Raw genomic sequence first — 15,018 nt, 5'->3', positions numbered from 1 at the left:
GGAGTTTATCCGTTGTCGGGTGGGGGACCAATAAAAAAGGCGCCAAGGCGCCTTAGTAGAAATACCGGCAATGATTGAAACATTAACCGGTATTGAGACTGTTTTATCAGCCTTTCTGCATTCCGAGCTTCTTCTCCAGATAGTGGATATTGGTACCACCATTTCTGAAATTCTCGTCTGACATGATCTTTTGCTGCAGTGGCACGTTAGTTTTGATGCCATCGATAACCAACTCATTCAGTGCGTGGCGCATACGCGCAATAGCGACATCGCGGTTCTCACCATAAGTGATCAACTTACCGATCATGGAATCGTAGTTAGGTGGCACGCTGTAACCTGCATAGATATGGGAGTCCCAACGAACGCCCAGACCACCGGGAGGGTGGAACATATCAATCTTGCCAGGTGACGGAATGAAGCGCTCGGGATCTTCTGCATTGATACGACATTCAATGGCATGACCGCGGATCTGAATTTGCGATTGCTCGATAGCCAGAGGTTGGCCAGCAGCAATGCGCAATTGCTCTTTGATCAAATCAACGCCGGTGATCATTTCAGAAACCGGATGCTCTACCTGAATACGGGTGTTCATTTCAATAAAGTAGAACTCACCGTTTTCATACAAGAACTCGAAGGTTCCAGCCCCACGGTAGCCGATCTCGATACAAGCACGGCGACAGCGGTCACCAATCTTTTCACGCATTTCAGCGGTGATGCCTGGTGCCGGTGCCTCTTCCACCACTTTCTGGTGGCGACGCTGCATGGAGCAATCACGCTCACCCAGGTGAATGGCGTTGCCTTGACCGTCGGCCAATACCTGAATTTCCACGTGACGGGGATTCTCCAGGAATTTCTCCATGTATACCATGTCGTTACCGAAGGCTGCACCGGCTTCGCTCTTGGTCATGGCGATAGCTGATTGCAGTTCGGCCTCGCTGCGCACAACGCGCATACCGCGGCCACCACCACCACCGGCAGCTTTAACGATAATCGGGTAGCCGATACGTTTGGCAATGGCTTTGTTCTTGGCTTCGTCATCCCCTACCGGGCCGTCTGAACCGGGTACGCAAGGTACGCCAGCTTTCTTCATGGCAGAAATGGCCGATACTTTGTCGCCCATCAAGCGGATGGTCTCGGCTTTAGGACCGATGAAAACAAATCCACTCTTTTCCACTTGTTCGGCAAAGTCAGCGTTTTCGGACAGGAAACCATAGCCGGGGTGAATAGCGATGGAGTTTGTCACTTCTGCGGCGGCGATAATGGCCGGGATATTCAAGTAGCTTTGCGCGGCAGCCGGGCTACCGATACAGATCGATTCGTCGGCCAGCAAAACATGTTTAAGATTACGGTCGGCAGTGGAATGCACCGCCACGGTTTTAATACCGAGCTCTTTGCAGGCACGCAGCACGCGCAATGCAATTTCGCCTCGGTTGGCTATCAGTACTTTATCCAGCATTAGCTTGCGCCCGCTTATTCGATGACGAACAGAGGTTGATCAAATTCAACCGGCTCCTGGTTATCTACCAGGATTTGCTTGATTACACCGGCTTTGTCCGCTTCGATTTGATTCATCATTTTCATGGCTTCAACGATACACAGGGTATCACCCACTTTGACCTGGCTGCCTACTTCTACGAAGTTTTTGGCACCGGGAGAGGAAGCACGGTAGAAAGTGCCCACCATAGGTGAACGCACGATGTGACCGGCGGGCTCTGCTGCGGCAGCTGGAGCGGCGGCGACTGGTGCGGCAGCCGGGGCTGGCTGCGGTGCGGCCATATGGATAGGGGCACTGTAATGCACTGGCGCAGCCATGGCGGAGCTGCCGCGATGGATACGCACAGATTCTTCGCCTTCGGTAATTTCCAGCTCAGCAATGCCAGACTCTTCAACCAGCTCAATCAGTTTCTTTATTTTTCGAATATCCATCGTTAGCTCTCTCTCGTTTTGTAGGCGTTTATACAGAATGTTCCTGGCAGTGCTTAATACCTGCCTGTAAAGCAAATTCGTATCCTTGGGCACCCAATCCGCAAATCACACCTTTTGCCACATCAGACAAGTAAGAGTGACGTCGGAAGGCTTCCCGTGCATGTACGTTGGACAGATGCACTTCAATAAAAGGAATCTTCACACCCAGTAGGGCATCACGTAAGGCCACACTGGTATGGGTAAATGCACCTGGATTAATAATGATGAAGTCCACGGTTGCCATGGCCTGATGGATTGCATCGATCAGCTCATGTTCGGCATTGGATTGCACATGTTGCAATCGCACGCCCGCTGCATCAGCCTGTTTTGTTAATGCAGTCACTATATCTTCCAGGCTCTGAGAACCGTAGATATGTGGTTCGCGCTTTCCTAACAGGTTTAGATTTGGACCGTTAATCAATAAAAAGTTCACGATTGTGCGCCCATTTGTGGCTAAAACTCTATGTTTAACTATTTTTAGCAAAAATTCGAGAGTAACGAGCAGGCTTTGGCTGATTTTTGCTCAGTCTCTATCTTTGCAGACCACATTATAGTGATGAGCAGCTAAATCTCAGCAAAATACTGGTCTTATCAGCGAAGTTTGCCAACTTTTTGCTGGCAAGGAAATCTCTGTGGGCTGATTGGTATCGTGCTCAGGGTGCGACTACCCCCATTTTTGTATATAAACCGAGCGAAGTTGATTTGTTACAAAGTGTTAAGCTGATAAACTCAAAGTGTCATCTTACTTGTTGGTTGCTGAAACTTGAGCCGTAATTCAATTATCAACCTTGCCATTTTCTTATCCTGCCTGTTTGCTCTGCCTGGCGTCGGTGACACGCTGCCGCTGGTGGAAAGGCCCAAGTTGCAAAGGTTGTCGGTTGAAGAAGGATTGTCTCAGACAACGGTTAATGATCTCCTCATCGACCATAAAGGCTTTGTTTGGCTGGCTACCGAAAACGGTTTGAATCGTTTTGATGGATATCGTGTTCGGCGTGTCAGCCCGACGGTTGGGACATTGGATGAAAGCCCGGTTTATCGGTTGATGCAAGATAAGCAAAATAACCTATGGGTTGGCACGGCAGAGGAAGGCCTCTTCAGACTTAAACCAGAGACTGGTGATTTTGAGCATATCTTGAGTCGAACCTTCCCTTATGGCAGAGAACTGGCTCAATCTGTTGAGTACCTGTCTGACGCCAACCATGCTGACCAGATATGGGTCGCGTTCTCTACAGAAGTGGTCAGGGCTGACGCGGGAACAGGCCAACAGCAATTGATTTTCTCGCTTAGCGAGCAGCAGCAGGCATCGCAACACCTAAACCGGGTATTGTTGCAGCATCAAAACTTTCTTTTTATTGGCACCAGTGACGGTTTGTATCGTGCTGACCTTAATACCAGCGAAATATTCCGTTTTGAGCTTGACCCAGACAAGCTCAGCGTTGAACGGAATAACGTAAAGCAGTTGTACTTCGATAAAGATGAGCGTTTATGGGTTGGTACAGTGGAAGGCCTGTTCGCTCTGGATGGCGCTTTGTCGGCAGGTAATCCGTATAGGGTGCAACTGTTAATTCCCAAGCTGAATATCTGGCAGATTAAACCTCATGAAGCTGGGATGTTATTGGGCACAGATAAAGGCCTGTATTCCTATGATCCCGCTCAACAGGAATTGAAAAGTTGGTTCAAATTGTCTGATGGGCGCTTTGACGTGTCTGATGACAGTATCCGCGAACTGGAAAAAGATCAGTATGGTAATTTATGGCTAGGGACCAATAGTGACGGCGCATTTCGTTGGTCAGTGTCGTCGCTAGCCTTCAGGAGCCTGCACCGCAGCAGTCGCTCAGGTAAAAAGCTCAATCATGATTTGGTTTGGGCGCTTGCAGAAGATAAAGACAACAACTTTTGGATTGGCACTGAACATGGTCTTAGCCAGTATCAAGATGCCAGTGGGGAGATTAGGTCTGTTTGGCCTGACACAACAGAGTACTCCAGGGAAAACAGCATTCTTGCTATATATCCCGCTACTAAAGGGCGTTTGTGGTTGGCATTACCAAGCGGGTTGAGAATTTTTGACCCAACTACCCGCAGTGCTTCAGCACCCGATTTATCCAATCCCATGTTGATGAAAGATCTGTGGGGAAGCTACATGGATGATCGGGGAGATATTTGGTTTACCAATGGTGAAGGTTTTTACCGTTACAGCCCTGATACCGCCAAATTGACGCGTTTAGATGAAGTCTCTGCGCAGCTTGATGCGGCCTGGTCATCGGGTTTTATCGGTACTATGCCAGGGCAACCTGATGTGCTCCTAATCAGTATGGCGGGTGCCTTGTGGGGCATGAACAGAGAAACCGGGCAATTGTCCTCCATTCATGATTTTAAGCAGCCTGATACCGCGCGCTTTCTCACGCCCAATAGTGTTGCGCTGGACCGTCACGGAATTCTATGGATTGCCTATTCAGGCTTGGGTTTGATTGGCATTGAGGCAGATGGTTACGGCGTACGCTACCGTTACAACTCGGACAATAAGCTTGGCTCAGATGCAATTTATGGATTGCAGTTGGATAGTCAGGGAAATTTGTGGATGAGCTCCCATGCTGGCCTGATGATGCTGAACACCGATACTCAACATATTCAAAGTTATACCCATCAAAGTGGTTTGGCGACCATGGAGTTTAATGCTGGTGCTGCACTTAAACTTAAGGATGGCAGATTAGTCTACGGGTCTGTTAAAGGCATTACGATTTTTTCCCCCGAACAATTGCAACCAGCCTCCCCGGAAAAATTAAATGTAATGATCAGTGAGGTGTCATTACTCAATCGCCAATTGGCGGCCGGTGGCCAGGTATTTAATGACCAGGCTGTTACCTTAGAGCCTGACGATCTGGGTTTGCAGGTTGGGGTAACCACCCTTAATTACGCCAATTTGGCGCAAACTCAGTACAAATTTAGTCTGTCTGGTGACACCAATATTGATTATCCGCCTATCAAGGAGGCGGAATTCTTTGTCCCACAATTTAAACCCGGTCAATATGTGTTGAGCGTACAGGCCATGGATCCTATTTCCGGGCAACTTAGCAAGGCGACGCAACTGCGTATTGAGGTTAATAGTCCGCTCTGGGCAAGCAGCTACGCCTACCTGTTTTATGCCCTTGTGTTGTTGGCCGGTTCTGGCGCTTGGCTTAGGTTCCGCAGCCGTCAGGCTGCACAATTATATAAAGCCCATGAAGAACTACTGGAAAGTGAAAAGCGTCTGCAGTTGGCCTTAAAAGGCAGCGATAGCGGCGTCTGGGATTGGCAGGCGGATTCTGATCAGATGTATCAGCCCAGATTGTCAGACGAGTTAGGCTATCATGAGGCCGCAGTGGCGATTACTCCTCAGCACTACCTTGAATTGATTCATGTGCAGGACCGTCGGCAGTATGAAAAAGAATGGATGCGCTTTGTTCAAGGGGAACTGGACGGATTTGATTTGGCATACCGGTTACGCACCCAGGCGGGCGAATGGCAATGGTACCGTGACATGGGCAGGGTAGTACAACGAGAAGACGGGCGTATCACCCGTGTTAGCGGGACATTCACGAATATCACCGAAAACCGCGCGAGTGCAGAGAAAGTGCGTCTGTTCGGCGAGGCATTCCGTCATACGCGGGACTGGGTACTTATTCTGGATGATCAACAATGGCCAATAGCTGCCAACCAGGCTATTTGTGAAGCGCTGGGAATTGATCCTGACAAGGCGCTATCAAGGCAGATTGAATCCAGTTTCAGTACGCAGCAATTACTGTTCTTCCGACGTATCTTGTCGCAGATGAAAGTTAATGGTCGTTGGCGGGGAGAGCAGGATGTACTCGGCGCTGACAAAAAAATGCACCATTTGATGGTCAGTATTTACGCGGTTCCTACCAACAACAGCAATGAGATTGGTCACTTTATTATGAATATGACCGATATCAGCGAACAGAAAGCCGCGCAGCAGCAACTAGAGCGTCTGGCCAATTATGACAGCCTGACTGGCTTACCTAACCGTACCTTATTGCTGGACCGTATTCGCCAGGCGATAGCGCATGGGATTCGTCGCTCCAGTCAGGTAGCGGTGTTCTTTATTGACCTGGACAAGTTTAAACAGGTGAACGATTCGCTGGGGCATGAAGCCGGTGACAAGCTGTTACTGGAGGTGACACAACGTCTTACGCAGTGCCTGCGAGTGGATGATACGGTTGGCCGTTTGGGTGGTGACGAATTTTTAGTGATCATAGAAGACTTCAGTGAGTCCGACGATCTCCGTTTGTTGGCCAATAAGCTGATTGAGCGAGTCGAGCAACCCATACAAATAGGCAATAACCAGGTCAGTGTCTCGGCCAGTATTGGTATTTCTCTCTATCCAGATGACAGCACCACACCGGCAGAATTGATGAAGGCGGCAGATATCGCTATGTATCATGCCAAAGCCATGGGGCGGAATCGCTGCCAGTTCTATTCTGCCCAAATGAATCAACAGGCTCAGCAACGTTTGCTTTTGGAAAACCAGCTCAAAGCAGCATTTAAAGCGGAAGAATTCATTAACTATTATCAGCCGCTTGTGAATATTCAAACAGGTAAGACTGTTGGTCTGGAATTGTTGCTGCGTTGGCAAACCCCCAAGGGCGTCAGATCGCCTTCGGAGTTTATTCCGGTCTGTGAAGAGCTTGGTCTTATCGACGCCATGACCTGGCAGGCCTTGGAGCGGGGCTTGGCTGATTTGTCAAGGTGGTATCAGTCAGGTAAGCAGCCATACCTGACGGTCAATCTGTCGGCAAAACATCTCGAACAAGGGGTGAGTGTCGACGACTTGGTGTGCTTGCTGGCTAAGTACTCTTTACCTGTACATGCGCTGAAACTGGAGATAACTGAAAGTGCATTGATGGAAGATTATGCCAAGGTACAAGACTGCATGGACAAGTTGTATGAAGCAGGTATTCGTTTTGCCTTGGATGATTTTGGCACAGGTTACTCGTCGCTCAAATATCTGAAAGCGTTTCCTATTGAAAAGATAAAAATCGATAAAAGCTTTGTTCAGGATATCGGGTTGGACGGAAATGATGAGGCGATTATCAAAACCACGCTGCTGATGGCGGAAAGTTTGCAGATGAAGTGTATCGCCGAAGGCATAGAAACAATGCAGCAACTAAGCTTCTTCCGTGAGCATGGTTGTGAACTATTGCAGGGCTACTTATTCTCCCGGCCTGTAGGCGCGGATGATGTACCAGCCTTGCTGAGTAAGGATTGGCGCGAAACATTAGCGGCTGACCATTGAAAACAGGCCAGGAGATCCTGGCCTGTTTCAGTGTTGAAATGAAGTGCCCCTTACGGCTGAACTTCCCACACCTCGGCAGTATCCGGTTGTTCACCTAAGGTCCACCACTTGGCACGGTAGACCACACCTTGATAACTGGCCAAATCATCTTTGACATACACAGTATTGGCATCCCAGCTTGGTGCGCTACTGCTATCATTTTGTACAGTAACCTCAAAGCTGGCATTGGTGCTAAGTTGACCATCAGAGACTGATACGCTGACCGTTACTGTGGTGTTTTGGCTCACCTGTCCCGCGCTTAGGGTAATGTTCGCCCCTGATCCTGTGTAACTGAGGGGCGCAGGTACCTGCCAGGTGAACGTGAGCGGATCCTGCTGGTCGTCATAGGCATGCACATTTACCGCTGCGCTTTGCCCCTCAACTAACTGTAAGTTGCCAGGAGTATGCACCACCGGCGCAGTATTGCCCTGCGGGGGTTGAATGCTCAGGTTAAAACTGTAGGAAGACTGGGCGGCAAAAACCTGATTACTGAGTAAGTTTTGGTTATCAAACTGGATAGCACCGTTTTGGCCCTGAACCCCTACCTGTATGTCTAAGCCATAGTCAGTATTCAGCGTAGTGGCTAAATCTGCCTGCCAGCTTTGGCTGTTCTGGCTGGTGATGGGTAGTAATTCACTGATCAGCTCCTGACCACTGCCGTCAAATAGTCGTGCCCAAACCGTATCGCCAGGGCTGGCATCCTGGCCCTGACGCACAAAGTAGCTGACCGCATACCATTGAGTCGGTGGATTGGTGTCTCTGATTATTGTGATGTCGCTGCAGTTGTAGAACCCCTCTCCTGCCACATCCTCGCGTTGCCATCTGGTATAAAGAATGGCATCTCCGCTGCGATTGGCTGGGATGGAAATTGTCATATCGTAGTATCGCTTGCCATCCGGTGCGAGGATAACAGCGACGTTGCCCAGATCCTGGATATGATCCAGGTCGGCCCAACTTAACGCCTGCGTGCTGCCGTCAAATCCTGGCTTGCTGAGGTAAAATTTCCAGAAACTGGGATTGTGTGGCGTGCTGGCATAAAAGCGTACATTCAGCTCATTATTGCCATTGGGTACCACCTGAGAACGCTGCCAATAAGGGGAAGGCATATTGATACCCTGTTTTTGCGCATCGCCGGCACTGCATAGACTGCCATTAGGTACTGCAGCTTCTACTGCGGTTTGGTTATAGTAGTCTGCCACGTTCACTGAAAATTCAATGGCTTGCACAAATTGGTAGGAGCCACTTTGCAGGTAAGCGGCACGGCATGCTGCGTTGGGTATGTTCGAACCATCCTGTGGCCACCAATAACCGCCTTGCTCTTCACAAAATACTTGCCTGGCTTTTGGCACTTGCATATACCCATGGGCAGATGCAAGCTGGCTGATGCCCATTCCCCCCAATATTACCGTCAGTGGCAGTAAGGTTTTAAAAACAGACCTCATTTATCTCTCCTGGTGTTATGCGGAAGAATCCGCTGTTTCTATTCACCGATTTGCATCGAGCAAACGGCAACGACCAGGACAGACGCTGCATTTAATGTCGCCTTACCTGGCTTCTAGCAGCTTTAATTAAAGCATTAGTATAATAAATGGACTAATTCTATGGTTATACTTTATTTCTTTCGGTTATATAGAGGGCTTGGCAGGCTGGCGATAAGCCAGCCTGTTGGGGGGATTAAAGTGGTAGTTTACTCAGATGGGTTGCAAAGGCGTCTGCTTTCATAAAACCAGTCACTCTGCCTTTGGCAATCTCTTGTCCCTGTGGATCAAAGAACAGAATGGTAGGTAATCCCAGCACGTAAAATGTCTCCTGGAATTCCAGGCTTTGCGGTGTGTTATCGGTCAGATCTATCTGCATCAATACGGTATTACTCAGGGCTTTTTGCACCGCGGGATCGGGGAAGGTGTACTTTTCAAATTCCTTACAAGCCACACACCAATCGGCATACAAATCAATCATTACGGATTTCCCCTGAGCATTCGCCTCAGCCAACTTAGTGTGAAAATCCTGTAAATCTTTGACTCTGACAAAGTCGATGTCATGGCCAGAGACGATCTTGCTCTGCACGGACGTGGCGGGCGTTTTCAGGCCTAAACTTTGGTAGCCGTAGAGTGCGGAAGCAAACAGACCAAGGAAAATCAGTAAACTGCGCACGCCCTTGAGGAAACTGGCAGCGGTATTTTGGTTCATCACCTGCCAATAACTGAACGTCGCTAGCCCCAAACCGGCCCAGGCCAGATTCGTCCAGAGGTTTTCCGTCATTCGTTCAACAAACAGCAGGGCCACTGCTAACATCATAAAACCGAAGGTCACCTTAACCACGTTCATCCAGTTACCGGCTTTAGGTAGCAGTTTTCCTCCTGTAATACCGAACAAAATAAGCGGAATACCCATACCTATACTCAGGGCGTACAGGGCACTGAAACCAAGCACCAGATCGCCGCTTTGAGCGACGAACAAGAGGATGCCAGTTAAGGGAGCGGTGGTGCAGGGCGAGGCAACTAATCCAGAAATTGCGCCCATTAAGAACACGCCGAAATAGCTGCCCCCCTTTTGCTGATTGCTCAGGCTGTTAAGTTTTTCCTGCCAGCTAGAAGGTAGCTGCAATTCCCACAGGCCAAACATGACCAAAGCCAGCAACACAAACACCGCAATTAGGGTGATAAGAATGGCTGGGTGTTGCAACGCTGCTTGAAACTGCACCCCTGCCGAGGCCACAATCAAGCCGAGAATCGAATAGGTAATGGCCATACCCTGCACATAGACAAAGCTAAGGCTGAAGGCCTTGGAAATACTGACTTGTTTGCCCTGACCTAAAATAATGCCGGACAGAATAGGATACATAGGGAAAACACAGGGAGTTAATGCCAGCCCTGCACCCAGTAATACAAAAAGTGCCAAGGTAATGGCCAGACTCTGATCGCTGGACAGCAGGTCCGCCAGTTCAAACTGCTCGGAGCGATTCCCGTCTTCAACCGCGGCTGGCTCGCCGCTACTTCCTTTTACTGCTTCCAAATACACCACTTTAACTGTGGCTGGATAACACAAGCCTGCATCCGCACAGCCTTGGAAGCTCACTTTGACCACGGCGTCTTTATCGGCATTCAGGATGGGGTAACGAATATCCACCTGATGATGAAAGACCTCAGACAGGCCGAAATATTCGTCTTCTTTTTGATCCGAGGGAGGAAATTGCGGCTCACCCAATGTGGCGTCTTTGACGACAGTCTTGAACTGCTTCTTATAGAGGTAATAGCCCTCAGCAATTTCCCAGCTCAACACCAGTACATTGTCTTCCTGACGAAAATCGAATTTAAATGCTTCATCAACAGGCAAAAAGGTGGGTTGGTCAGCAAACAAATCTGCCAGCGGGTCCTGCGCCTGAGAGATGGGGGACAGCACTAATAACAGTACTAACCAGGCACTACGCAAAAAGGTCTTAATCATGTCGTACTACTTTTTATCCAATCTAGATAGGTTGGGCTGCCATCGGCTATATCCAGTACCAGCCATTCAGGTTCATCATAGGGATGCAGTTCACTTACCAGCGTATACAGAGCGTCCAGTCGCGTCTTGTAGGTTTTCGACACCAACTGCACTTCACTGTCGGTCATTACTTCACCCTGCCAACGATACACAGATTCCAGGCCAGGGATAATATTGACGCACGCCGCTAAACGTTGCTCCACGGCCTGGCGAGCAATAGTTCTGGCACTGTCCTGGTCGGGACAGGTGCATAGCACCAGGCAAAATTCAGACATACAGACCCCGTAACAGGTAAAAGACTTTCATTATTGAGGTTTGTAACACGGTTTTACCTTTTTGCCAGCCTGTTGGGTATTGAGCAACAAAATCTGTGTTGGGTAAATGCCAGTGAGCGTTGATACGGCGTTGCTGGTCTGAACTTGTATTTGCTATCTTGCGCCCAAACTATACTACTAATTTTATGCCTTAAAGGATGCCTTGTGGGAAAACTGCTGTTTTTACTCTTTGTGTTGATCCCTATCGTGGAAATCGCCCTATTGATTGAAGTAGGAGAACGCATTGGAGGTTGGTCAACCATCGGGCTGGTTATCTTAACCGCCGCAGTGGGTGCGACGCTGGTACGTCAACAAGGCGTGGCAACCTTGATGCAAGCGCGTCAAAAGATGACGACCGGACAGTCGCCTGGCCAGGAAATGCTTGAAGGCTTAATGTTGGCAGTAGCAGGTGTTTTACTGCTGACGCCAGGATTTGTCACCGACGGCTTAGGTTTGCTGTTGGTGATGCCTGTTAGCCGGCCTTTAATTGCCCGTTGGCTGTTAAAGCGTCTGGTTGTGGCAGGTGCATCAGTACATTCCGCAGGTTTTTACTCGCATCAATCTGGTCAGGGCGATGTATTCGAAGGCGAGTTTGAAGTTCGCCGGGAAGATCGGGACCAGGACCCTAAATTACCTCGCTAAGCAGGTAAACACTGCATATCTACCGACCAGTAGCATGGACTTCATTGCCCCGTATGCCCTAACTTAGGCATAGGTTGTATTGAGGAGTTCTAACTGTGCGTCAATTCTTCATCGTCGTGCTGAGCTGTTTTGCTATGGCAGCTCATGCAAACGAACAGGCTGCGGTGGCAATGCCGGATAGCTATAGTGCTGATGCTGCTGCGGCGGTTTTACAAAGTGGTGGTAACGCCGTAGATGCGGCCGTTACGGCAGGTTTTGTGTTAGCCGTAACCCTGCCCGAAGCCGGCAATATAGGTGGCGGTGGCTTTATGCTGATTCGCCATAAGGGGAAAGCCGATTTCGTTGATTACCGTGAAAAAGCGCCGCTGCAGGCGCACAAAGATATGTATCTGGATGAGCAAGGCAATGTCATCACCGAAAAGCCCTTGTATGGCATTTTGGCGTCCGGCGTGCCCGGCTCAGTTATGGGGATGTGGGAAGCCCACCAGAAGTACGGTAGCAAACCCTGGCAGGAGCTGCTGGAGCCGGCTATTCGTCTGGCCGAGCAAGGTTTCCTGCCTCATGAAAAGTTAGTACGCAGTACGCAGGGTTATATCAAGCGGGTCAGGCAAAACCGCCATGGTCGCAATTTCGACCAATATTTTGATGGCATGCAAGCGGACAAGCCGTTTAAGCAACCTGAACTGGCGGCCACTCTGAAGCGCATTGCCGCACAGGGGCCGAAAGATTTTTATCAGGGGCAGACCGCCAAGTTGCTGGTGGAATTTATGCGTCAGCGCGGGGGCTTAATCAATATGGAAGATATGGCCAAATATCGTGCGGTGTGGCGTCAACCTATCAGTGCGGATTGGCAAGGTTATCAGGTATTGTCAGCGCCACCACCAAGCTCTGGTGGGCTGGTATTAGTGCAGATGTTGAAGATGCAAGCCGAGTTGGCCAATCAGTTTAATGGTCTTGAACATAATTCAGCCCAGTATATTCATTTATTGGCTGAGCTGGCCAAGTTGGGCTTTGCCGACCGTGCCGAATATATGGGCGACCCGGACTTCTATCAGGTGCCTGTTACCCCCTTGTTGGCAGACGCGTATATTGAGCAACGGGCCAAGCAAGTTAACCCAACGGCCATATCTAATACCGATGAGGTGAAACCCGGCTTAAAAGAAAGTGAGGACACCACGCATTACTCCGTAGTGGATAAATGGGGCAACGCTGTGTCCACTACGACCACTATTAACCTAAGTTTTGGCAGTGGAGTGGTGGTCGATGGTGCTGGCTTTATTCTGAATAATGAAATGGATGATTTTAGTGCTAAGCCCGGTGTGCCAAATTTCTTCGGTGCGGTAGGTAAGGAGGCCAATGAAATTGCGCCGCAGAAACGCATGCTGTCATCTATGACGCCCACCATTTTGCTTAAGGGAGACAAGGTTGAAATGGTCACAGGGTCTCCCGGCGGCACGACTATTATTAGTTCGGTATTTCAGTCCATTCTCAATCGAGTCCTGTTTGATATGAATGCCCAGGAAGTGGTGGATGCACCGCGTATACATCATCAGTTATTACCAAAAGATGTGATTCGTCATCACTCAGGTTTAAGCGAGGGTGCTAAAAAGCGTTTGGAAGACATGGGATATAGCTTGAATAACCAGCGTTTTGGCGACTTGCAGGTGATTAGCCGTAACCCATTGGGTGGTTTAGAGGCCGCGTCAGAAACTAGCGGCCGGGGTAAGTCTTTAGTATTTTGAGACTAGGCGGGGGAACCCGCCTTTTTTTGCTTTTAAGCTTGCCATTCCTGGGCCAGAACGGCCATCAACAAGTCATCACACCACTGTTGTTTAAACCAAAGTGACTGTTTAAGCAGGCCTTCGCGACGAAATCCCAGACGTTCGAATAGCGCTATGGACTTGTGATTGAGCGGGTCAATGGAAACATGGATGCGGTGCAGCCTGTACTGTTCAAATAAGTGGCCTATTACTTCCTTAAGGGCCTCGGTGGCAAAGCCTTGTCCCTGGTGTTTGGGCGCCAGAGCAACCCCTAGCTCTGCTTGCTGTTTGTTACCGTCCAATTTGAATGCAAGGTCACCTAAAACCTCGTTTGTTTGGCGAGCGATAAAAACCCATTGCTGCCAGAGTGTTGTCAGACTGTCTGGATGGCTCTGCAATTGGCGGGCATAGTCCGCGATTTCCTGTACATTGACGGGTTCCCATCCCTGAAAACGGGCGACGTCAGGTAGCCGTCGATAAGCATAGATGGTTTCGGCGTCTTCCGGCTGCATTTGGCGTAGAAGCAGTCTGGTGCTTTGTAAGGTTGCTGACATAGAAAACCGCATGATTGTTAGAAGGTGATGCCTTTACTGTGCGTTAACACAAAAAAAATCACAATTTTTTGTGTTTTGCTCTTGAGATCGATTCTGTGGCCCCCAAATAGGCTGGCAGACAGTTTTAAGTGGATCGGAAACATCCGGTTCGCTGCAATTTCCCCGAGAAATCGGGACCTAACATCCTTGATTGGAAATTTTCAGGAGATTTGAGCATGAAAATCCGTCCTTTACACGATCGCGTTATCGTCAAACGCCAAGAGCAAGAAAGCAAGTCTGCTGGAGGCATCGTTCTGACTGGTTCTGCTGCCGAAAAGTCAACCCGTGGTGAAGTTGTTGCTGTGGGTAACGGCCGCATCCTGGATAACGGTGATGTTAAAGCGTTGGACGTTAAAGTTGGCGACATCGTGATTTTCAACGACGGTTACGGCGTGAAGACCCAAAAGGTCGACGGCGAGGAAGTGCTGATCATGAGTGAGAGCGACATCCTGGCTGTAGTTGAAGCCTAATCGACTATTTGAATTAACTGAATTTAGAGGAATATACACATGGCAGCTAAAGAAGTTCGTTTTGGTGATGACGCCCGCGCAAGAATGCTGAAAGGCGTAAATATTCTGGCCAATGCCGTTAAAGTTACCCTGGGTCCCAAAGGCCGTAACGTAGTACTGGAAAAGTCTTTCGGTGCACCTACCATCACTAAAGATGGTGTTTCTGTCGCCAAAGAAATCGAGCTGGAAGACAAGTTCGAGAACATGGGCGCGCAAATGGTGAAGGAAGTTGCTTCCAAAGCCAATGACGAAGCGGGTGACGGTACTACTACTGCTACCGTACTGGCCCAGGCTATCGTAACTGAAGGTCTGAAATCCGTTGCCGCTGGCATGAACCCTATGGATCTGAAGCGCGGTTTAGACAAAGCTGGTGCCGGTGCCTTTCAGGAGCTGAAAGACCTTTCTGGACCTTGTGCAGAC

The 15,018-nt window shown here is 49.3% G+C and carries 12 protein-coding genes; 5 read left to right on the top strand and 7 right to left on the bottom strand.

Going from position 1 to position 15,018, the window contains the following annotated elements; all coding sequences use genetic code 11:
• Positions 1-106: 106 nt before the first annotated feature.
• Genes accC through aroQ form a run of 3 tightly spaced genes read right to left on the bottom strand, consistent with a single transcriptional unit; the run spans position 107 to position 2,398 of the window.
• Positions 107-1,456 (bottom strand): acetyl-CoA carboxylase biotin carboxylase subunit, encoded by a 1,350-nt coding sequence (gene accC, locus J0A65_RS16500; RefSeq protein WP_206595423.1) that lies wholly within the window; start codon positions 1,454-1,456, stop codon positions 107-109.
• 14 nt (positions 1,457-1,470) lie between these two features.
• On the bottom strand, positions 1,471-1,926 hold the full coding sequence (gene accB, locus J0A65_RS16495; RefSeq protein WP_206595422.1) for an acetyl-CoA carboxylase biotin carboxyl carrier protein: 456 nt from the start codon (positions 1,924-1,926) through the stop codon (positions 1,471-1,473).
• 28 nt (positions 1,927-1,954) lie between these two features.
• Entirely contained in the window at positions 1,955-2,398 is a 444-nt protein-coding gene (gene aroQ, locus J0A65_RS16490) for a type II 3-dehydroquinate dehydratase (protein WP_206595421.1), read from the bottom strand.
• Positions 2,399-2,728: 330 nt separating this feature from the next.
• Between aroQ and J0A65_RS16485 the strand changes: the two genes are divergently transcribed.
• Positions 2,729-7,255, top strand: coding sequence for an EAL domain-containing protein (locus J0A65_RS16485; RefSeq protein ID WP_206595420.1), 4,527 nt, complete (start codon positions 2,729-2,731; stop codon positions 7,253-7,255).
• A 50-nt stretch (positions 7,256-7,305) separates the two neighbouring features.
• Here J0A65_RS16485 and J0A65_RS16480 read toward each other — a convergent pair whose 3' ends face one another.
• The 3 genes from J0A65_RS16480 to cutA form a co-directional block, all read right to left on the bottom strand.
• Positions 7,306-8,736 carry a lytic polysaccharide monooxygenase gene (locus J0A65_RS16480; protein ID WP_206595419.1) on the bottom strand — a complete coding sequence of 477 codons (1,431 nt, stop codon included), beginning with the start codon at positions 8,734-8,736 and terminating at the stop codon, positions 7,306-7,308.
• Positions 8,737-8,968: 232 nt separating this feature from the next.
• Complete coding sequence (locus tag J0A65_RS16475) at positions 8,969-10,741, bottom strand: protein-disulfide reductase DsbD (protein WP_206595418.1); 1,773 nt, start codon at positions 10,739-10,741, stop codon at positions 8,969-8,971.
• A complete protein-coding gene (cutA, locus tag J0A65_RS16470; RefSeq protein ID WP_206595417.1) occupies positions 10,738-11,055 on the bottom strand; it encodes a divalent-cation tolerance protein CutA in 318 nt (105 codons plus the stop codon). The genes J0A65_RS16475 and cutA overlap by 4 nt, the downstream gene beginning before the upstream one ends.
• A gap of 204 nt (positions 11,056-11,259) precedes the next feature.
• Here cutA and J0A65_RS16465 point away from each other — a divergent pair, with 204 nt between their 5' ends.
• Together J0A65_RS16465 and ggt are read left to right on the top strand one after the other, a co-directional pair.
• Complete coding sequence (locus J0A65_RS16465; protein ID WP_206595416.1) at positions 11,260-11,736, top strand: FxsA family protein; 477 nt, start codon at positions 11,260-11,262, stop codon at positions 11,734-11,736.
• A 134-nt stretch (positions 11,737-11,870) separates the two neighbouring features.
• Positions 11,871-13,478 (top strand): gamma-glutamyltransferase, encoded by a 1,608-nt coding sequence (gene ggt / locus J0A65_RS16460; RefSeq protein ID WP_206595488.1) that lies wholly within the window; start codon positions 11,871-11,873, stop codon positions 13,476-13,478.
• Positions 13,479-13,510: 32 nt separating this feature from the next.
• Here ggt and J0A65_RS16455 read toward each other — a convergent pair whose 3' ends face one another.
• Positions 13,511-14,050: a GNAT family N-acetyltransferase gene (locus tag J0A65_RS16455; protein ID WP_206595415.1), complete on the bottom strand. Its 540-nt coding sequence runs from the start codon at positions 14,048-14,050 to the stop codon at positions 13,511-13,513.
• A 215-nt stretch (positions 14,051-14,265) separates the two neighbouring features.
• Between J0A65_RS16455 and J0A65_RS16450 the strand changes: the two genes are divergently transcribed.
• Positions 14,266-14,559 carry a co-chaperone GroES gene (locus tag J0A65_RS16450; RefSeq protein ID WP_188691129.1) on the top strand — a complete coding sequence of 98 codons (294 nt, stop codon included), beginning with the start codon at positions 14,266-14,268 and terminating at the stop codon, positions 14,557-14,559.
• A 39-nt stretch (positions 14,560-14,598) separates the two neighbouring features.
• On the top strand, positions 14,599-15,018 hold a 420-nt coding region (locus J0A65_RS16445), incomplete at its 3' end, for a TCP-1/cpn60 chaperonin family protein (RefSeq protein WP_332874353.1).

Source organism: Bowmanella yangjiangensis, from assembly GCF_017255015.1.
Taxonomy (GTDB): domain Bacteria; phylum Pseudomonadota; class Gammaproteobacteria; order Enterobacterales; family Alteromonadaceae; genus Bowmanella; species Bowmanella yangjiangensis.
This window is presented reverse-complemented; position numbering and strand designations above follow the sequence as displayed.

Bases quoted from the DNA above. Each gene is read 5' to 3' on its own strand.
- accC (WP_206595423.1), bottom strand. From the start codon at position 1,456: ATGCTGGATAAAGTACTGATAGCCAACCGAGGCGAAATTGCATTGCGC.
- accB (WP_206595422.1), bottom strand. From the start codon at position 1,926: ATGGATATTCGAAAAATAAAGAAACTGATTGAGCTGGTTGAAGAGTCT.
- J0A65_RS16480 (WP_206595419.1), bottom strand. From the start codon at position 8,736: ATGAGGTCTGTTTTTAAAACCTTACTGCCACTGACGGTAATATTGGGG.
- J0A65_RS16475 (WP_206595418.1), bottom strand. From the start codon at position 10,741: ATGATTAAGACCTTTTTGCGTAGTGCCTGGTTAGTACTGTTATTAGTG.
- cutA (WP_206595417.1), bottom strand. From the start codon at position 11,055: ATGTCTGAATTTTGCCTGGTGCTATGCACCTGTCCCGACCAGGACAGT.
- ggt (WP_206595488.1), top strand. From the start codon at position 11,871: ATGGCAGCTCATGCAAACGAACAGGCTGCGGTGGCAATGCCGGATAGC.
- J0A65_RS16455 (WP_206595415.1), bottom strand. From the start codon at position 14,050: ATGTCAGCAACCTTACAAAGCACCAGACTGCTTCTACGCCAAATGCAG.
- J0A65_RS16450 (WP_188691129.1), top strand. From the start codon at position 14,266: ATGAAAATCCGTCCTTTACACGATCGCGTTATCGTCAAACGCCAAGAG.